General features: G+C 65.7%; 16 protein-coding genes and 2 pseudogenes. 9 read left to right on the forward strand and 9 right to left on the reverse strand.

What is annotated here, in order from left to right:
- A complete protein-coding gene (locus tag G6N13_RS08680; RefSeq protein WP_163696240.1) occupies nucleotides 1-2,202 on the reverse strand; it encodes an FUSC family protein in 2,202 nt (733 codons plus the stop codon).
- Complete coding sequence (locus G6N13_RS08685) at nucleotides 2,199-2,759, reverse strand: TetR/AcrR family transcriptional regulator (RefSeq protein ID WP_163696242.1); 561 nt, start codon at nucleotides 2,757-2,759, stop codon at nucleotides 2,199-2,201. Before G6N13_RS08685 ends, G6N13_RS08680 begins: the two co-directional genes overlap by 4 nt.
- Nucleotides 2,760-2,907: 148 nt before the next feature.
- Here G6N13_RS08685 and G6N13_RS08690 point away from each other — a divergent pair.
- The 4 genes and pseudogenes from G6N13_RS08690 (at nucleotide 2,908) to G6N13_RS08705 (ending at nucleotide 7,287) form a co-directional block, all read left to right on the forward strand.
- Nucleotides 2,908-4,308, forward strand: a pseudogene (locus G6N13_RS08690) (aldehyde dehydrogenase family protein).
- Nucleotides 4,309-4,619: 311 nt separating this feature from the next.
- Nucleotides 4,620-5,252, forward strand: a complete 633-nt coding sequence (locus G6N13_RS08695; protein ID WP_163696244.1) for a TetR/AcrR family transcriptional regulator — start codon at nucleotides 4,620-4,622, stop codon at nucleotides 5,250-5,252.
- Nucleotides 5,253-5,409: 157 nt separating this feature from the next.
- A complete protein-coding gene (locus G6N13_RS08700) occupies nucleotides 5,410-6,345 on the forward strand; it encodes a class I SAM-dependent methyltransferase (protein WP_163696246.1) in 936 nt (311 codons plus the stop codon).
- A gap of 78 nt (nucleotides 6,346-6,423) precedes the next feature.
- Nucleotides 6,424-7,287 carry an SDR family oxidoreductase gene (locus G6N13_RS08705; protein WP_163696248.1) on the forward strand — a complete coding sequence of 288 codons (864 nt, stop codon included), beginning with the start codon at nucleotides 6,424-6,426 and terminating at the stop codon, nucleotides 7,285-7,287.
- 54 nt (nucleotides 7,288-7,341) lie between these two features.
- On the opposite strand, the gene pntB is transcribed toward G6N13_RS08705, so the two are convergent.
- The 5 genes from pntB to G6N13_RS08730 all read right to left on the reverse strand — a co-directional run bounded on the left by pntB (nucleotide 7,342) and on the right by G6N13_RS08730 (nucleotide 12,879).
- Nucleotides 7,342-8,766: a Re/Si-specific NAD(P)(+) transhydrogenase subunit beta gene (gene pntB / locus G6N13_RS08710; RefSeq protein WP_163696250.1), complete on the reverse strand. Its 1,425-nt coding sequence runs from the start codon at nucleotides 8,764-8,766 to the stop codon at nucleotides 7,342-7,344.
- A gap of 5 nt (nucleotides 8,767-8,771) precedes the next feature.
- The gene (locus G6N13_RS08715) at nucleotides 8,772-10,304 is read right to left on the reverse strand and encodes a Re/Si-specific NAD(P)(+) transhydrogenase subunit alpha (RefSeq protein ID WP_163696252.1); all 1,533 of its coding nucleotides are present in this window, start codon (nucleotides 10,302-10,304) and stop codon (nucleotides 8,772-8,774) included.
- Between the two features lie 215 nt (nucleotides 10,305-10,519).
- A complete protein-coding gene (locus G6N13_RS08720) occupies nucleotides 10,520-11,314 on the reverse strand; it encodes a tyrosine-protein phosphatase (protein ID WP_163696255.1) in 795 nt (264 codons plus the stop codon).
- The gene (locus tag G6N13_RS08725; protein WP_163696256.1) at nucleotides 11,311-12,540 is read right to left on the reverse strand and encodes an acyl-CoA dehydrogenase family protein; all 1,230 of its coding nucleotides are present in this window, start codon (nucleotides 12,538-12,540) and stop codon (nucleotides 11,311-11,313) included. The genes G6N13_RS08720 and G6N13_RS08725 overlap by 4 nt, the downstream gene beginning before the upstream one ends.
- 162 nt (nucleotides 12,541-12,702) lie before the next feature.
- Nucleotides 12,703-12,879, reverse strand: a complete 177-nt coding sequence (locus G6N13_RS08730; RefSeq protein ID WP_163696258.1) for a hypothetical protein — start codon at nucleotides 12,877-12,879, stop codon at nucleotides 12,703-12,705.
- A 148-nt stretch (nucleotides 12,880-13,027) separates the two neighbouring features.
- Here G6N13_RS08730 and G6N13_RS08735 point away from each other — a divergent pair, with 148 nt between their 5' ends.
- Together G6N13_RS08735 and G6N13_RS08740 are read left to right on the forward strand one after the other, a co-directional pair.
- Nucleotides 13,028-13,666: a response regulator gene (locus tag G6N13_RS08735; protein WP_163696260.1), complete on the forward strand. Its 639-nt coding sequence runs from the start codon at nucleotides 13,028-13,030 to the stop codon at nucleotides 13,664-13,666.
- The gene (locus G6N13_RS08740; protein WP_163696261.1) at nucleotides 13,659-14,870 is read left to right on the forward strand and encodes a sensor histidine kinase; all 1,212 of its coding nucleotides are present in this window, start codon (nucleotides 13,659-13,661) and stop codon (nucleotides 14,868-14,870) included. The genes G6N13_RS08735 and G6N13_RS08740 overlap by 8 nt, the downstream gene beginning before the upstream one ends.
- Nucleotides 14,871-15,028: 158 nt before the next feature.
- Here G6N13_RS08740 and G6N13_RS25870 read toward each other — a convergent pair.
- Nucleotides 15,029-15,139, reverse strand: a pseudogene (locus tag G6N13_RS25870) (CAP domain-containing protein); the annotation flags it as partial.
- 154 nt (nucleotides 15,140-15,293) lie between these two features.
- Here G6N13_RS25870 and G6N13_RS08745 point away from each other — a divergent pair.
- Nucleotides 15,294-15,950: a TetR/AcrR family transcriptional regulator gene (locus tag G6N13_RS08745; RefSeq protein ID WP_163696263.1), complete on the forward strand. Its 657-nt coding sequence runs from the start codon at nucleotides 15,294-15,296 to the stop codon at nucleotides 15,948-15,950.
- 14 nt (nucleotides 15,951-15,964) lie between these two features.
- The gene (locus tag G6N13_RS08750) at nucleotides 15,965-16,405 is read left to right on the forward strand and encodes an SRPBCC family protein (protein WP_163696265.1); all 441 of its coding nucleotides are present in this window, start codon (nucleotides 15,965-15,967) and stop codon (nucleotides 16,403-16,405) included.
- Here G6N13_RS08750 and G6N13_RS08755 read toward each other — a convergent pair.
- Nucleotides 16,402-17,097, reverse strand: a complete 696-nt coding sequence (locus G6N13_RS08755; protein WP_163696267.1) for a GntR family transcriptional regulator — start codon at nucleotides 17,095-17,097, stop codon at nucleotides 16,402-16,404. The two genes, G6N13_RS08750 and G6N13_RS08755, sit on opposite strands and share 4 nt — an antisense overlap.
- A gap of 146 nt (nucleotides 17,098-17,243) precedes the next feature.
- On the opposite strand from G6N13_RS08755, the gene fadD5 reads away from it, so the two are divergent.
- On the forward strand, nucleotides 17,244-18,869 hold the full coding sequence (fadD5, locus tag G6N13_RS08760) for a fatty-acid--CoA ligase FadD5 (protein ID WP_163696269.1): 1,626 nt from the start codon (nucleotides 17,244-17,246) through the stop codon (nucleotides 18,867-18,869).
- Nucleotides 18,870-18,996 lie beyond the last annotated feature (127 nt).

An 18,996-nucleotide genomic window follows, 5' to 3' on the forward strand; every position in this document is an offset into this window, starting at 1 on the left:
TCAATCGGACTGCGGTCCGGTGATGAACTCCAAGTCCGAGGTGATCCAGGCGCTCGACGACTTCAACGCCGGCCGGTCCGGCGGGTAGGTGAGCTCCAACTCGCCGAGGTTGGCCGCCGCGGTTACCAACGGCAGTGCCGCCGACACCGCCAGCTCGTTGTCGCCGGCCTCTGCTCGCAGCGCGGGCACCAGATCATCACTGATGGGGACGGCCAGTCCTGTTCCGCCGATGGAGCTGTCGAACCGGGCGCAGAGTGCGGTCGCGTGTTCCTCGAGTACGGCCCGCGCCCGCGGGTAGACCCCCAACGGCGGCGGCACGATATCGGCGATCAGATCGGCGGCGGCGCGTAGCCGGACCGCGCGGCTGGCTGCGCGCACCACTGGCGCCCGGGAGTCCGTCGGGCCACCGTTTTCCGAAAGATATTGACGCACAGCGTCATCCAGGGTGCGTGATGCCGTCAACGCGTCGTGACTCAGCGCGTTCACCCGGTTCTCGGCATCTTCGAAAGCGCCGCGGGTAACGCGCAGAATCGCGACCCGAAGGTAGCGGGAACCCACCTCCCGGGCCGTATCGATCGCTTGCTGCACAGCGGTTTTGGCACCGCGTGGCCAGAGCAGCAGCGAGACCACGACACCCACCGACGCGCCCACGACAACATCCTCGATCCGGATCAGGCCGACGGCCCAACCGCTCGGAACGATCAGGTTGAACACGATCAGCACCATCATCGTGAACGCCGCCTGGCCGGCGGTGAAGGAACCGATCTCGGGCACATAGGCCGAACCGAATGCGACCAGCGGCAACAGCATCCACATCACGATCGGGTCGGTGCCAAGCAGTTCGATGATGACCGCACCGATCGCGAAACCGATCACCGTGCCGGTCACGGCCCGCACGACGGTGGTGCCGGTGGTTAGCGCGCTGCTGCGCAACACCGATAGCGCGCCCATGACCACCCAGAACCCGTGCTGCACTGGGAAAACGAAGGTGATGAGCACGGCCAGTGCCAGCCCCAGCGCGGTCCGCAGGCTATTGCGGGCCGTCACTGAGCGGGTCGCCAGATGTCCGCTGGTGAGCGTGGTGACCGCTTCGGTCTCGGAGTACACCCGCTCGGCGATCCCGGTCTCCGGAAGTCGCTGCCCGAGCACCCGTGCCCACACCGGACGTGCATCGGCCGCCGCGGCGCTCGTGATCAGGCGGCCGGTGACCCCGACTGCGGCGCCGATGGTGCGCCGGGTGAGCAGGGTGCGGCCCAGCGCGACGGCGTCGTCGTCATCGGACATGGCGAGGATGTCGACGATGTCCTGGCGGTAGCTGCCGATCGCGATGGTTCGCGAATCAGCCAGCGCCTTCGCCAGCTGTGCGCGTTCGGCATCCCGGGCACCCCCCTGGGTGATTCGCAGAACTCCGGTGCAATCCCGCAGCACCTGAACGGCCGGTGCGCGCATCGGGCCGAGCAGCTCACCGGTGTCGCCGGTGACACGATCGCAGAGCCATTGCAGGTCGTCGACTACGCGGACCAACGCGCGGCTGCCCGCAGTCAGCGCCACCGGGCGGTACGCGACGCCGAGAAAGTTGGAACGCAAGGCATCCATCGCGGTGTTGACATCGTCGGCCGATGCGGTGCCCTCGATCCGGTCGGCCAAGACCGCACAGACCGCTGCGGCGTGCTGGCGCAGTTCGCCGTGGTGGCGTGGGGGGAACAGGAACAGCGCGGCCGGCACGCAGATCACCAGGGCGATCAGCCAACCGAACAGCCGCTCCCCGAGCGGGCCCACCGGCGTGCACACCGGAAGTACGAAGGTCAGCAAGGTCGCCCGCTGCCCGGCGGCGACGATCTCGCTGAGCACGCCGGAAAACACGACCACAACCCCGATGACGAACATCAGCGTGACCGCCAGCCAGGGGATCGGTGCGGCCAGGGTGCCCAGGCTGATCAGCACCGCGCCGTTGAAACCGAGTCCGCCGTAGGCCAGCGCCCTGGCATTCACGTTGCCGGGGAAGTCCACGACGATCAGCAGCGCGATCGACCCGAAGATCGTGAACATCGGTGTTTGTGACCCGCCCCCGAGGGCGAAGCTGACCGCTGCCGCGATCGGCACGACGATCGCCGCTCGCAGGGCGCGTCGCGCGCCGTCGTTCTCGGGGTCACGTGTCCGGACCCGCTCCACCGCCCGCCGCCATAGGGCAGCGGGGCTCACCGGGGCACGCTGGCGAAACTGCCCGCGTCCAGCGCGTCAAGCATGTAGCGAGCGATCCAGCCGAACGTCCCCGGTTCGCGCGGCAGGGTGGCTTGCTCGTAGCCGATGAAGACATAGACCGCCCAGGAGGCGTAAACCTCGGCCTGGCGGGTGTCGTCGACGATTTCGATCGCCGAGTCGTAGAGGATCTTGTGGCGCTGCCGGTCCACCTCGGACTGCACGGCCAGCACATGGGGGTCGACCGAGCTCCAGGACCGGATGGCAGCCTCAGCCCCGTGCGGCAGGGAAAGCCCGACCTGGATGATCGCCTCGATGCGGCGGCGTGGGTCGGTCACTTCGCGGATCGCGCCGATCAGCCGGATCGTCCGGTCCTGGACCCAGTACGACACCAGCTCTCGGGTGTAGGTCGGCCAACTGGAGAAATAGTGATAGAACGACCCGGTCGTCACGCCGAGCCGGTTACACACTTCGGCAAGTTTGAGTCCGCCGTACCCCACATCTGCGAGCACGTCGAGGCCGGTCTCGAAGTACGCCTCTCGGCTGGCAACGGTGGCCATGACACATGACGATAGTGCGCGCCCCCGGCCAGCCGGTCGTGACGTGCTCGATCGTGACCAACTTTCCCAGGATCGGCCGCTGCGGCCTGTGCGGCGACCGCAGGCGATGGGGCAAGCTGGACACACGGGATCGATTCGAGGAGTGGGCATGACCGTTCAGATCACCAATGACCAGGCCACCGATGGTGGTGCAGCCGGGGTGCTGGCCGATGTGCGCCAGGCGTTCAACAGCGGCCGCACCCGCTCCCTGACCTGGCGTTCCGAGCAGCTGCGTGCCGTGGAGCGGATGTGCGAGGAGCGCGAGCCCGAGATCGCCGAGGCGCTGGCCAAGGATCTGGGTCGGACGTCCTTCGAGGCATGGCTCGGCGATATCGGGTCGACGGAGGCCGAAGCCGCCTTCGCCCGGAAACACCTGAAGAAATGGGTGAAGCCGCAGCGGTACGGCCTGCCGCTGGCACAACTGCCCGGAAAAGCGTGGGTGCAGTTCGACCCGCTGGGCGTGATTCTGGTGATCGGGCCGTGGAATTACCCCTTCTAACTGTGCATGGTGCCGGTGGTGGCCGCAATCGCGGCCGGAAACGGTGTGGTGATCAAGCCGTCGGAGCTGGCGCCGGCCACCTCGGCGCTGATCGCACGGCTGGTTCCGGAGTATCTGGATTCTGAGGTCATCCGGGTGGTCGAGGGCGGCACCGCGGTGACTCAGGACCTGATGGCGCAGGGGTTCGACCACGCGCTGTTCACCGGCGGTACCGAGATCGGTCGCAAGATCATGGCTGCCGCCGCGCCGACGTTGACCCCAGTGACGCTGGAACTCGGCGGTAAGAGCCCGGTGGTGGTGCTCGCCGACGCCGACCTGGATGTGGCGGCCCGCCGGATCGCCTGGATCAAGATGCTGAACTCGGGTCAGACCTGCATCGCGCCGGACTATGTGCTGGCCGACCGTACGATCGCCGCCGAGCTGACCGACAAGATCGTGGCGACGATCGCCGCGTTCCGCGCCGAAGAGAAGGATCCGTCACTGCGGATCGTCAACGAGCGGCAATTCGATCGCCTGGTGTCACTCATCAGCGCGACCAGCGGCACTGTGGTCACCGGTGGCGGCTCGGATCGCGCGGTGCTGCGGATCGAGCCGACGGTGATCGTCAACCCGGCCGGCGATGACCCGGTGATGTCCGACGAGATCTTCGGCCCGATCCTGCCGATCATCACGGTGGATTCGCCAGACGCCGCCGTCGCGTTCGTCAACGCCCGGCCCAAGCCGCTGGCGCTGTATGTCTTCACCGCCTCGCAGCGGGTGGCCCGGGACCTCGTCGACCGGATGCCGTCCGGCGGCGCAGTGGTCAACCACGTCGCGGTGCACTGCCTTGTCCCGCAACTTCCCTTCGGCGGTGTTGGGGCCAGCGGCATGGGTGCGTATCACGGCAAGTGGGGCTTCGAAGCGCTCAGCCACCGACGCGCCGTGTTGGCTAAAACGACCACATTGGATGTGAAACTCATGTATCCGCCCTACACTGATCGTGCGATCAGGCTCATGCGTCGGGTGATGTAGAGCCCCAAAACGCCTCTAGCAAACGCGCATCCCGCACCCCGAACCTTTTTGACGGGGGTACCTGCGCGCGCGAATGCGCTACTGGCAAATCCTCAGGCGTGATTCGTATTTCCACAACACTTACCTCGTGGTGACAGTCCGGTGTGCGGGACGAAAACCACAGGTTGCGCCCGGATCGCGAGCCGGAACGCCGTCGCGACAACGGTTTCCGCAGGTAGAGTTGAATATGAGTGGAATTCTAATTTATCAGGAACGAGCAAATGTTGTTGACCGGCAAAGTTTTTCTGCCGTAGTTGTGTCACAATTTGACGGTGCCGCATACAGCGAGTCGGGGCCCTGGTCGCCCCCCAGCAGCTAAGGCCGCGGAAACGCGTGAGCGCATCATGCGCGCCGCCCGTGAGGTGTTCAGCGAATCGGGTTATGACGCTGCCACCTTCCAGGCAATCGCCATCCGTGCCGACCTGACTAGACCCGCCATCAATCACTACTTCGCCAGCAAACGGCTGCTGTACCAAGAGGTGGTCGATCAGACCAACGCCTGGGTCATCGAGGCCGCTGTCCAGCAGTCGCAGCGTGAGCGGACGCTGGCTGGACGGATCCGCGCCTTCATCGGCGCGGTGGTGCAGGCCGAGGGTCAGGATCGCTCAGTTGCTGCGTTCATGGTGACGGCCGTACTCGAAGCCGAGCGACATCCGGAGTTGGCCGAGTCCAACCACGATTCGCAGGAGTTCACCCGCGGATACATCAAGGCTGCCATCCGCGATGCCATCGAGACGGGCGAGGTGCGCTCCGATATCGATATCGAGTCGGCTGCCGAGATGATCATCGCCGTGATGTGGGGCCTGGGCTTCTACGCAGGCTTCGTCGGCGACGACAAGCGGCTGGTCGCGATCACCGATCAGTTTCTGGAGCTGCTCAACGGCAATGCCTGGCACACCGGTTAGTGATGCGGTGACATGCGCCACAGGTCGCATAGTCTGGCTAAGTTTCTCCGGTAGCATCGATCCATAACCCTGGCTGACTTGGGTTGATGCGCTGCCTTTGGCCCCGCGGACCAATGTCGAGCCGTTAAAGCGACGCCGAATTGGGGATACCGCTGCCATGAGTACTCAGCGCACGAATGACGACACCTGGGACATCGCGACCAGCGTCGGCTCGACCGCCGTATTGGTGGCTGCCGCCCGTGCCAGCGAGACCGACAAGCCCGATCCACTGATCCGTGATCCCTATGCCCGGATTCTGGTGGACGGCGCCGGGACCGGGATGTGGGAGCACTTCCTGGATGCGGCGCTGGCCGACCGGTTGTCCGATGTCGATCCCGAAGCCGTCGCCATGCTCACCCACATGCTCAACTACCAGGCGGTTCGGACGCACTTCTTCGATGCCTTCTTCGCTGAAGCCGCGGCCGCCGGCATCCGCCAGATCGTGATCCTGGCCTCGGGCCTGGACTCGCGCGCCTACCGGCTGGACTGGCCGGCCGGCACCCGGGTGTATGAGATCGACCAGCCCCTGGTCCTCGACTACAAGGCCAAGAAGCTGGCCGAACACGATGTGCAGCCGATTGCCGAGCGCCACGAGGTTCCCGTGGACCTGCGTCAGGACTGGCCGGCCGCACTCAAACGGCAGGGCTTCGACCCGTCGCAGCCCACCGCTTGGCTGGCCGAGGGACTACTGATGTACCTCCCCGCCGACGCTCAGGACCGGTTGTTCGAACTGGTCACCGAGCTGAGCGCGCCAGGCAGCCGGGTCTCGGCCGAAACCATGGGACACCACTCCGAGGAACGTCGAGCACAGGCGCGGGAACGGTTCGAGAAGTTCGCCAACGATCTCGGCATCGAGCGCACCATCGACATGCAGAACTTGATGTACAACGACCCCGATCGGGCCGACGTGACCGAGTGGCTCAACGCGCACGGGTGGCTCGCGTCCGGTGAGCGCTCTGCCGACGCGATGCGCCGGCTGGACCGCTGGGTCGAAGTGCCGATGGCCGAGGATCCGGACGCGTTCTCGACCTTCGTCGTCGCGCAGAAGGCGTGAACCCAACCCGGGTGCCTGCAGCCCCGGCGGCCCACGTATACAGAGAGTTACGTTCCGTCAGTCGGAGAAAGGTTGCTCATGCCCGGAGTTGTTGATCGAGTCGTCGTCGTCACCGGTGCCGGCGGTGGTCTGGGCCGTGAATACGCCCTTACCCTGGCCCGCGAAGGCGCCAGTGTCGTGGTCAACGACCTCGGTGGCGCGCGCGACGGCACCGGCGCCGGTCACAACATGGCCGACCAGGTGGTCCAGGAGATCAAGGACGCCGGCGGCCGCGCCGTCGCCAACTACGACTCGGTTGCCGAGCCCGAGGGTGCCGAGAACATCATCAAGACCGCGCTCGACGAGTTCGGCAAGATCGACGGCATTGTCAGCAACGCGGGCATCCTCCGTGATGGCACCTTCCACAAGATGCCGTTCGAGAACTGGGATTCCGTGCTCAAGGTCCACCTCTACGGCGGCTATAACGTCATCCGCGCCGCCTGGCCGCACTTCCGCGAGCAGAGCTACGGCCGCATTGTTGTCGCCACCTCCACCAGCGGCTTGTTCGGCAACTTCGGGCAGGCCAACTACAGCGCCGCCAAGCTCGGTCTGGTCGGCCTGATCAACTCGCTGGCCCAGGAAGGCGCCAAGTACAACATCAAGGCCAACGCCGTCGCACCGATCGCGGCCACCCGTATGACCGAGGACATCCTGCCCAAGGAGGTGCTCGCGAAGCTCACCCCGGAGTACGTCGCGCCGGTGGTCGGCTACTTGTGCACCGAAGAGGTGCCCGATTCGGCCTCGATCTTCATCGTCGGTGGCGGCAAGGTGCAGCGCGCCGCGCTGTTCCAGAACGAGGGTGTCACCTTCGAGAACGTGCCTACGGTCGACGACATCGCGTCGCAGTGGTCGCAGATCGATGACCTGTCTGCGGCCGAGCACGCCACCTTCAAGCTCGGCTGATCAGCCAGCGGGGGCGCCGCGCGCAGCCCCGCCGCGGCGGTTCACCGCACGGTCTTATAGCGCGGCGTTGATGTCGTCGACCCTGTCGCGCGCATCCCCGAACAGCATCTGGGTGTTCTCGCGGAAGAACAGCGGATTCTGCACGCCGGCGTAACCGGAGGCCATGGACCGTTTGAACACGATGACGTGCTCGGCATTCCAGACCGTCAGCACCGGCATGCCAGCGATCGGGCTGTTCGGATCTTCCGAAGCCGCCGGGTTCACCGTGTCGTTGGCACCGATCACCAAAACCACCGAGGTGCTCTCGAAATCGTCGTTGACCTCGTCCATTTCGAGCACGATGTCGTAAGGCACCTTGGCCTCTGCCAGCAGCACGTTCATATGTCCGGGCAGACGGCCTGCTACGGGGTGGATACCGAATCGGACAGTGACACCACGCTCGCGCAGTTTGCGGGTCAGTTCGGCAACGCCGTACTGGGCCTGGGCCACCGCCATCCCGTAGCCGGGGGTGATCACCACCGAACTGGCCGACGACAAGAGTTCGGCGGCTCCCTCCGCGGTGATCTCGCGGTGTTCGCCGTAATCCACATCGGACCCTGCTGCTGAGCTTTCTATGCCGAAGCCTCCAGCGATGACCGAGATGAACGAGCGGTTCATGGCTTTGCACATGATGTAGGAGAGGTAGGCGCCGGAAGATCCGACCAGGGCGCCGGTGACGATCAACAGATCGTTGGACAGCAGGAAGCCCGAAGCTGCTGCAGCCCAACCGGAATAGCTGTTGAGCATCGACACCACGACGGGCATGTCGCCACCGCCGATCGAGGCGACCAGGTGCCAGCCCAGCAGCAGCGCCAACACCGTGACGGCGATGAGCAGCCACAGCTGGGGTTCGATGACGAACCAGACGGTGAGCGCAATGAACAACACCAGGGTGCCGACATTGAGAAAGTTCTTGCCGGGCAACATCAGTGGGGAGGATGTGATACGCGCCGACAGTTTCAGGTTGGCGACGATCGATCCGGTGAAGGTGACGGCGCCGATGAATACGCCGATGAACACCTCGGCAGAGTGGATACCGAGCATGCCCTGGCTATCGAGCAGTGCGGCTTCACTGCCCGCGAGGTGGTGTTCGACATGCAGGTAGCCGTTCCAGCCGACCAGGACCGCGGCCAGGCCGACGAAACTGTGCAGCAGTGCGATCAGCTCCGGCATACCGGTCATTTCGACCACCCGGGCACGCCACAATCCAATGGCGGCGCCGATGGCCATAGCGCCGACGAGCAGGCCCAGCCCCAGCGGTTCGATCTGGCGGGCCAGCGCCAGCGCGATGGTGGCGACCAAGGCTACGGCCATGCCGGCGATACCGAATGTGTTTCCGGCTCTGGATGTTTCGTGCTTCGACAATCCCGCCAGGGCGAGAATGAATAGTAGGGCAGCGATGACGTAGGCCGCGGTTGCGGCTGTCTCCAGTGTGAACATTGTTGTTAGCTCCTCGAGAACATCGCGAGCATGCGACGCGTCACCGCGAAGCCACCGAAGATGTTGATACTGGCAAGCAGGATGGCGACAGCGGCCAATGCCGTGACGATGACGTCACCGTGACCGATCTGCAGCAGCGCGCCGACGACGATGATGCCGGAGATCGCGTTGGTCACCGACATCAGCGGCGTGTGCAGGGCGTGGTGCACATGGCCGATCACGTAGTAACCGATGACGATTGCGAGCGCGAACACCGTCAGGTGCACCTGCAGCGCTGCCGGGGACAACGCGATGAGCAGGAACAGCACCGCGGCAGCACCGAACGTGATGCCGAGCCGGCGGCCCATCGTCATCGGTTCTTTGACGTGCTGCACCGCGGGCGCGGCGGCCGCCGAGGCCGCAGGTGCCGCCGAGACCTGTACCGGTGGAGGCGGCCACGTCGTCTCGCCGTCGCGCACGACGGTCACCGACCGTTGCACCACATCGTCGAAATCCAACGTCAGCACACCGTCTTTGGCTGGTGTGAGCAGTGTGAGCAGGTTGACCAGGTTGGTGCCGTAGAGCTGCGAGGCTTGGGTGGGCAGCCGGCCGGCCAGGTCGGTGTAGCCGATGATGGTGACGCCGTTGTCGGTCAAGACCGCCTGGTCTTTGACGGTGCCCTCGACGTTGCCGCCGTTGGCTGCGGCCATATCGACGATGACGCTGCCCGATTTCATCGAAGCGACCATGTCGGCGGTGATGATGCGCGGTGCGGGACGGCCGGGAATCAGTGCCGTCGTGACGATGATGTCGACATCCTCGGACTGCTCGGCGTATAGCTGCGCCTCGCGGGCCTTGTAATCGTCACCCATCTCTTTGGCGTACCCGGTGGCCGATACCTCGGCTTCCGGCGACTCGATCGAAAGATACTCACCACCAAGGGATTTGACCTGATCGGCTACCTCGGGGCGTGGGTCGGTCGCACGCACGATGGCGCCGAGGCTGCCGGCGGCGCCGATTGCTGCCAGACCCGCCACGCCGGCGCCGACCACCAACACCTTGGCCGGAGGAACCTTGCCCGCGGCGGTGACCTGTCCGGTGAAGAAGCGCCCGAACGCGTGCGCGGCCTCGATGACTGCGCGGTAGCCGGCGATATTGGCCATTGAGGACAGCACGTCCAGGGACTGGGCCCGCGAGATCCGTGGCACGGCGTCCATCGCCAGCACCGTGATCGGCCGGGTGGACAGCTCCTCGACGAGTTCGGGTTTCAGCGCGGGGGAGATCAGGCTGATCAGTGTCGCGCCGTCGCGCAGTGCTGCGATTTCGCTGCTGGTCGGCGCGTTGACCTTGAGGACGATGTCGGCGGCCAGCGTCTCGGTCGTCGACCCGATACCGGCACCGGCCTCGACGAATGCCTCATCGGAGAAGCTCGCCGCAACTCCAGCGCCGGATTCGACGAGCACGTCATAGCCGAGTTTGATGAGCTGCCCGACGGTCTGTGGTGTGGCGGCGACACGAGTCTCCCCCGGGAGAGACTCGCGTGGAATCCCGATGAGCATCGATGCGATCCGATCTGGTTGGTCCTGCCGAGGCCGGGTGGAAGATGCAAGTGTATGGAATGCCAGCATCCACCTGCGTTCCCCACCCGAGCGCGGTTGGCGGTGGCCTGAGATCCCGAGTCCGGACTGCGCGAGGCCAGACGCCACCTTCCCGCGAATTGACCGCACGCCGCGATCAGCGACGCTCCACCGCGGCGTGGGTGGCCGGTGTGGCGCTAACCCCGTAGCTCGGTGCGAGTCCGCGCGATGTCCTCGTCGGTCACCTCGCAGGCCCGCAAGAAGCCCTTCAGATCGCCGTAGTTCTCGTCGATCGTGCGCCGGGCCGTCGCCAGATACGACTCGCGAACACCCAGCACGCCGTTGGTCAGACGGGCCTGGGCGAAGGTGAGGATCTCCGGTGTCTCACCGGCACGCTCGACCACCGATTCCATGATGCGCTCCCGCAGCGAGTCGACAGCGTCGTTGCTGCGCAGAAAGTCGGTCAGGATGGCGTCGCGTGACACTCCGATCGCCTCCAGCACCACGCCTACCGTGAACCCGGTGCGATCCTTGCCCGCGAAGCAGTGCGCGATCACCGGGCGACCCGCGCCCAGCAGTGAAAACACTTGACGCACAGCGCGTTGTGCACCACCGAGGGTCGGGAACTTCTGATACTCCTCGGTCATGAACCGCACCGCCGAGGCTTCGACGTCTTCGTCGGGAACCGGGTCGGACATCATCTTCTGCCAGCTGGTCTCGTGCGGCGCCTCGGCAGTGGTGTTCGACAGATCCGGGAACGGCAGCAGATGGATCGCAACGCCGTCCGGGACGGCACCTGCACCGCGACGTTCCACTTCCTGCGGCGAACGCAGGTCGGCGACATCGGTTATCCCGAGTCCGACGAAGACTTCGCGACCGTCGTCGTCGAGCCGGCTGAGCTCACTGGACCGGAAGAACCGGCCGGGCCGCAGCCCGGCTGTGGCGGCGATATCGCGAAAGTTCCAAGCGCCCGAAAGCTGGGTGTGATTCACGCTCCGGTCACCGCCGCCGCGAATGCGCTTTTGTCGCGGCCGAGTTCGGCGCGGGCAGTGGCACGAATGTGGACCTCGTCGGGTCCGTCGAAGATACGCATCGCGCGTTGCCAGCCATACATGCGCGCCAGCACGGTGTCGTCGCTGACGCCGGCGGCACCGTGCACCTGGATGGCGCGGTCGATCACATTGCAGGACATTTGCGGGGCAACGGTTTTGATCTGTGCAACCAGGTCGCGGGCTTCCTTGTTGCCTAACTGATCGATGGTCCACGCAGCCTTCTCGCACAACAACCGCGCTTGATCGATCTCGTTGCGGGACAGGGCGATTGCGTTTTGCACCATGCCCTGCTCGGCCAGTGGCTTACCAAATGCGATCCTGGTCTGCACGCGGTCGACCATCAGTGCCAGCGCCCGCTCGGCCACGCCGATCGCGCGCATACAGTGATGGATCCGGCCCGGCCCCAGGCGGGCCTGGGCGATGGCGAAGCCCATGCCCTCCTCGGCCAGCAGGTTCGACGCGGGCACCCGGACGTTGTCGTAGATGATCTCGGCGTGGCCGTGCTGGTCCTGCCAGCCGAACACCGATGTGGAGCGCTTGATGTTGACCCCGGGAGTGTCGGTGGGCACCAGGATCATCGACTGCTGCTGATGGGACGCGGCGCCGGGATTGGTGCGGCCCATGACAATCAGGATCTTGCAGCGCGGATCGTTGGCGCCCGAGGTCCACCACTTGTGACCATTGATGATGTAGTCGTCGCCATCGCGCACGATCGCGGTCTGGATGTTACGCGCGTCGCTGGAGGCCACCGCGGGCTCGGTCATCGAGAAGGCGCTGCGGATTTCGCCGGCGAGCAGCGGCTCGAGCCACTGCTTGCGCTGCTCCTCAGTGGCGAACAGGTGCAGGGTCTCCATGTTGCCGGTGTCTGGTGCCGCGCAGTTGATGGCTTCAGGCGCGATCTCGGTGCTCCACCCCGTCAGCTCGGCCAGCGACGCGTACTCGAGATTGGTCAGCCCCGACTCCGACGGCAGGAACAGGTTCCACAGCCCCTGGCCGCGGGCCAGCTTCTTCAGCTCTTCGACCACCGGCGGGACGGTGAAGTCGTTCGGTCCGGCGGCGGCCCGGTGCTCGTCGTACGACTTCTCGGCAGGGAAGACGTGCTCGACCATGAACTCGGTGAGGCGTTTGTGGTAATCAGCACCCTTGGCAGTCATGGCGAAGTCCATGCCGCCACGATATGACACCCGTTAACTCCACGACGAGGCCCTCCCGTATGACCATAGGGAGGGCCTCGCAGGCATGTGGAGAGAGGTTATCGATCAATAGACCTCCGAACTCCCGCGAGAGCGGGCGACGGTTTGGTGGGTTGCGGGCCGCAATCCTCAGATCTAGAGGGCGATCGAAATCCGCTCGGCGGATGCGGGGGCATCCGGTGCCGCCATGCTCAGGCCCATGGTGTCGGCCGCCGCGGGGGTGGCGACGACCAGAGTGCCGGCCAGCACGCCCACCGCGAGGGTGGGTCCCGCCAGAGCGGTGGTCAAGCGGCGAGTGAATGTGCGGTCCATGTCTGTCTCCTTGCTCTGGGGCCGGTGACTTTCGGCCATGCAATGACTATTGCCCGCATGGGATGCCATGTCTGTCCGCTGATGAGACGTGAGTAGGGATGAAGTCTTTGTCCCCCGATCGGTGGACACGATATGGAAAGCTGCTGGTATGACCGGAAAAGTGCGCGTCGTCGTCGGCGATGACCACCCGCTGTTCCGCGACGGTCTGGTTCGGGCGCTGAGCGGCAGCGGCGAGATAGCGGTCGTCGCCGAAGCCGAGGACGGTACGTCGGCACTGGCCGCGATCAAGGAGCACAGCCCCGACGTCGCGCTTCTCGACTACCGGATGCCCGGAATGGACGGCGCCGAAGTGGCCGCCGCGGTCAAGCGCGACGAACTGCCGACCCGGGTGCTGTTGGTGTCGGCTCACGACGACGCCGCAATCGTCTATCACGCGCTCCAGCAAGGGGCCGCGGGCTATCTGCCCAAAGACTCCACCCGATCAGAGATCGTCAACGCGGTCCTGGATTGCGCCAAGGGCCGCGACATTCTCGCGCCCCGGCTGGCGTCGGGGCTGGCCGTCGAGATCCGGCGCCGAGCCGAGCCTGCCGGGCCGTCGCTGAGCACGCGGGAGCGCGAGGTGCTCAACATGATCGCCGGGGGACGCAGCATCCCGGCGATCGCCGAGGCGTTGTTCCTGGCGCCGTCGACCGTCAAGACCCACGTGCAGCGGCTCTACGAGAAGCTCGGGGTGGGTGATCGGGCCGCCGCGGTGGCCGAGGCTATGCGGCGGGGCCTGCTTGAGTAACCTCCCGGCCCCGCTGGCCCGCGCGGCCGATCACCTCGGCACCGAGCCGGTACGGGTCGCGGCCGTCCTGCGGCTACCACTGATCGTCTTGATCGCGTTGCTGGTGTGGATCGAAGGCGTCGACCACTGGCTGCCGATGGTCTATTGGACGGTGCTGATCGTCTACACCGCCACCGCCGCGATCTGGCTGGCTGTGGTGCTGCGCAGCCCGCTGCAGTGGTGGTTCGGCTGGGCCTCAACGGCTATCGACGTGGTGGCGGTGCTGGCGATGTGCGTCGCCTCCGGGGGCGCGACGAGCTGGCTGTTGCCGATCTTCTTCCTGATCCCTATCACGGTGTCGTTCCTGGACCGACCCGAGATCACCGCCCTGATCGGTGCCAGCACCACCATCGGATACCTGGGGGCGTGGATCGTCTATTCCAAGCGTGACGACACGATGGGCATGCCCAATATCGTCTACGTCCAGGTCGGCTGCCTGGCGTGGCTGGCCCTGGCCACCACCGCGCTGTGCCTGGTGCTGGCGCGGCGCCGGGCCCGGGTGCGTTCGCTGCTCGAGGTGCGGCGCCGGCTGGTCTCGGAGTCGATGCTGGCCGACGAACGCAATAACCGGCAGCTGTCCGAACAACTGCACGACGGGCCGTTGCAGAACCTGCTGGCCGCCCGGCTGGATCTGGAGGATCTGCACGAATCGCCGTCCGAGGAGGGTTTCGAGCGGGTCGACGCGGCGTTGCATGATGCCATCAACCAGCTTCGCAGCGCGGTCTCCACGCTCCATCCGCAGGTGCTGGCCCAGGTGGGCCTGGGCGCGGCGCTGCGCGAGGTGGTCGGCCAGTACGAGCGGCGCTGGGGCGTCCCCATCGACTGCGAGGTCGAGGAGGTTGGTAAACCGCCGTCGCAAGCCCTGCTCTACCGGGCCGCACGCGAGCTACTTGCCAACGCGCACAAACACTCTCGTGCAACTCGGCTGCGTGTCGAGCTCGATTCGGCGCCCGGCTCGCTGGTGCTGAGGGTGGTGGACAACGGTGTCGGCTTCGACCCGGGAGTACTGAATGACAAAGTGGCCCAGGGGCATATCGGGCTGTCGTCGTTGCTGGTCGGCGTCGAGGCCATGGGCGGTTCAGTCGACTTGTCGGACACTCCTGGCGGGGGCACCACCGCCGTCGTGACGGTACCCGACGGCGAGCTTCCCACCGAGCGTGACTGACCAATCCGCAGTCCGTCCCGGATGGACGCCGGCGCTCTGAGCCGAACGGTCTCCAGCGCCGCGCGCCGCTTGAGTGAGCTTGCCGCGCGGTGCGGCTCGCCGGGGTCGCGGGCGAGCATCGCCCGCAGGCCGGCCGGCAAAGGTTGTGTCAGGCCGATTTAGACCGGCGGGTAAGCGGATGGTGGGTAGACCCCACGCAGCGCCCATGGGAGCCAGCTGAAGAAGTACTCGACCTCATCGCTCGCGTCGTAATCCGGATTCGGATCCATCCGCCACACCTCCCAGAGCCACCGCAACTTTCGCCGAGTCTAGTCCGCGGGTCGCTCGCGCGACACCGGTCATTAAACTATCCAACTAGTTGATAGGCAGCGCGCCGGCTTGGTCGGACGCGAGCGAGCCCGCAAGAGAACAAGCGAGGTCATCATGGCATCCGAGAACGGGATGTCCCGGCGCGAAGAGCTGCTGGCGGTCGCCACCAAGCTCTTCGCCGCGCGCGGCTACCACGGCACCAGGATGGATGACGTCGCCGATATCGTCGGCCTGAACAAGGCCACGGTCTACCACTACTACGCCAGCAAGTCGCTGATCCTGTTCGACATCTACCGCCGCGCCGCCGACAACACCCTCGAGGCCGTTCACGACGATCCGTCCTGGACCGCGCGCGAGGCGCTCTACCAGTACACCGTGAAGCTGCTGACGAATATCGCCGATAACCCCGAGGGTGCGGCGGTGTATTTCCAGGAGGCGCCCTACATTACCGAGTGGTTCACCGCGGAGCAGGTCGTCGAGGTCCGGGAAAAGGAAACCCAGGTCTACGAGCACGTGCACGGCCTGATCGGCCGGGGTATCGCCAGCGGAGAGTTCTTCGACTGCGACACCCACGTGGTGGCGCTGGGTTACATCGGGATGACGCTGGGCGCCTACCGCTGGCTGCGTCCCGACGGCCGGCGCACCGCCAAGGAGATTGCCGCCGAGTTCAGCACCGCGTTGTTGCGGGGCCTGATCCGCGAGGAGAAGCTGAGGGTGGAGTCCCCGCTGGGCCCCGGGGCCAGCGTCACGAAAGCCGACGCGGCGCCCTGAAATAGACTCGCCGGATGCCGCTCGTCAGTAAGACCGTTGAGGTCAACGCCGATGCCGATTCGATCCTGCGCATCGTCGCCGACTTCGAGAAGTATCCGGAATGGAACGACGAGGCCAAGGCCGTCTACGTGCTGGCCCGCTATGACGACGGCCGGCCCAGCCAGCTGCGCCTCGACATGGAGATCCAGGGCCAGTCGGGCACGTTCATCCAGGCTGTCTATTACCCCGGCGAAGGCCAGATCCAGACGGTGCTGCAGCAGGGCGAGGTGTTCACCAAACAGGATCAGCTGTTCTCAGTGGTCGCGATGGGGCCCTCGAGCCTGCTGACGGTGGACCTCGAGGTCGAGGTGTCCCTGCCGGTGCCGGACATGATGGTCAAGAAACTGATCAACGATGTGCTCGAGCATCTGGCCACTAATCTCAAGACGCGCGCCGAGCAGCTGTCGGGAATCTAGCGGCGCCACATCCCATTGCGTTCCAGCTGCTCCAGCAGCCGGTCCACACCGTCGCTGAACTCAGCGCCGGACAGTGCGACGAGCGTGTTGACGTCGCGGCGGCGCAGCGCGGCGATCAGCTGGCGGTGAGTCTCGACCGCGGACTCGCCCCACGACGCGTCGGTGAGGTAGATCTGTGGCGGCATGTAGCGTGCCGCGTGCAGTAGGAACCAGGCCAGCTTCATCCGGCCGGCCCCCCGGTTGAGCAACCGGTGGAAGGCGAATTCGGCGGCGCCGACGGTCGCGGGATCACCGTCGATCACCGACGCGGCCAGCCTCTCGTTGGCCTCGTCGAGCTCGTCGATCTGTTCGTCGGTCAGGCGCTGGGCCGCACTGGTCACCAACTCCTTGGCGATGGTGGCCTGCAGCCAGTAAATGTCGGCGACGTCCTGGCGGCTCAGCGGCTGCACCACGTAGCCGCGCCGCGGCTCCAGGGCCACCATGCCTTCGCCCCGCAGGGTCAGCAGCGCTTCCCGTACCGGGGTGATGCTGACGCCGAGCCGGGCGGCCGTCTCGTCGAGCCGGATGAACGTCCCGGGCCGCAGCGTGCCGGTCATGATTGCTTCCCGCAGGTGCGCGGCGACCTCGTCCGACAGTTGTGAGCGACGGCGTCCCCGACGGTTGTCACGCCGTGCGGAAGCCGGTGCGTTCACGTGACCTCCGAGGACTTGTGTGGTGAGCAGCAACGCAATAATGTGACCCAAGCAACACCGGATTTGATCAAATATAACGATTCCGGTGTTGTCCAGTATCGGCTTCACGCAACCTTCACGCCAGACGGACCACCAAAAGAGGGCTTGTGACCAGGCAGCTGACCGTGACCACTGACCAGCCGTATCGCGCACGCCGCCAGAATTGGACGAACCAGCTGGCGCGCCACGCACTGATGCAACCGGACGCGACCGCGCTGCGGTATCTGGGCCACACCACCACCTGGGCCGAGTTCGACCGCCGGGTCACCGCACTCGCGAACGCCTTGAGCCGTCGCGGCGTGCGGTTCGGCGACCGGGTGATGATCCTGATGCTCAACCGCCCCGAGTTCATCGAGGCCACGCTGGCCGCTAACCAGCTCGGTGCGATCGCGGTCCCGGTCAACTTCCGGCTGACCCCACCGGAGCTCGCGTTCCTGGTGCAGGACTGCGAGGCCGCGGTGGTGGTGACCGAAACCGTGCTCGCTGACGTCGCCAAGGCCGTCCGCGACCTCGCGCCCGCGCTGAGCGATGTGATCGTCGCCGGCGGCGCCAGCGAGGAGGGCGTGCTGGGCTACGAAGACCTCATCGTCGAAGACGGCGATGAGCACGAACCCGTGGACATCCCGGGCGACAACCCGGCCCTGATCATGTACACCTCGGGCACCACCGGACGGCCCAAGGGCGCGGTGCTGACCCACACGAACCTGGCGGGCCAGGCGATGACCGGGATGTACACCACCAGCCCCGACATCAATAACGACGTCGGATTCATCGGGGTCCCGCTGTTCCACATCGCCGGTATCGGCAACACCCTCGGTGGTCTCATCCTGGGCGTCCCGACCGTTATCCACCCGCTCGGCGGATTCGACCCCGGCCAACTGCTCGACGTTCTGGAAGCCGAACGGGTCACCGGCATCTTCCTGGTTCCGGCGCAGTGGCAGGCAGTCTGCGCCGCGCAGCAGGCCAAGCCGCGCGACATCCGGCTGAGATCGCTGTCCTGGGGCGCCGCCCCGGCGTCGGACACCCTGCTGCGCGAGATCTCGGAGACCTTCCCCGAGAGCAAGATCCTGGCCGCGTTCGGTCAGACCGAGATGTCGCCGGTGACCTGCATGCTGCTCGGTGATGACGCGATCCGGAAACGCGGATCGGTCGGCAAGGTCATTCCGACCGTCGCCGCCCGCGTTGTCGACGAGAACATGAACGACGTCCCGGTCGGTGAGGTCGGCGAAATCGTCTACCGCGCACCGACTCTCATGGCCGGCTATTGGAACAACCCGGAGGCAACCGCCGATGCGTTCGCCGGTGGTTGGTTCCACTCAGGCGATCTGGTCAAGATGGACTCCGACGGCTATGTCTGGGTGGTCGACCGGAAGAAGGACATGATCATCTCCGGCGGTGAGAACATTTACTGCGCCGAGGTGGAGAACGTGCTGGCCGCCCATCCCGCCATCGTCGAGGTGGCGGTTATCGGACGCGCACACCCTAAGTGGGGCGAGGTTCCGGTAGCCGTGGCCGCTATCTCCAGCAGCGAACTCCGGCTGGCCGAACTCGACGAATTCCTCACCGAGCGACTGGCCCGTTACAAGCATCCCAAGGGTCTCGAAATCGTCGATGCCTTACCCCGCAACCCCGCTGGCAAAGTGTTGAAGACCGAACTGCGGATTCGCTTCAGCGCCAGTGCCGAAACGGATCATGCCGACGAAAATGCTTCGGATGCAGCCGATCCCGACTAGCGAACCAACTACTTACGCGCACGACAAATTGCGCTCGATGACGAGGGAGGGTCAATAGTGCAAATGCGGTGCACACGCCCTCGGCGATCGGGTACATTCCTGTGGTCCTCCTTACTACTCGTTGGTA

The organism is Mycolicibacterium sarraceniae, from assembly GCF_010731875.1.
GTDB lineage: Bacteria > Actinomycetota > Actinomycetes > Mycobacteriales > Mycobacteriaceae > Mycobacterium > Mycobacterium sarraceniae.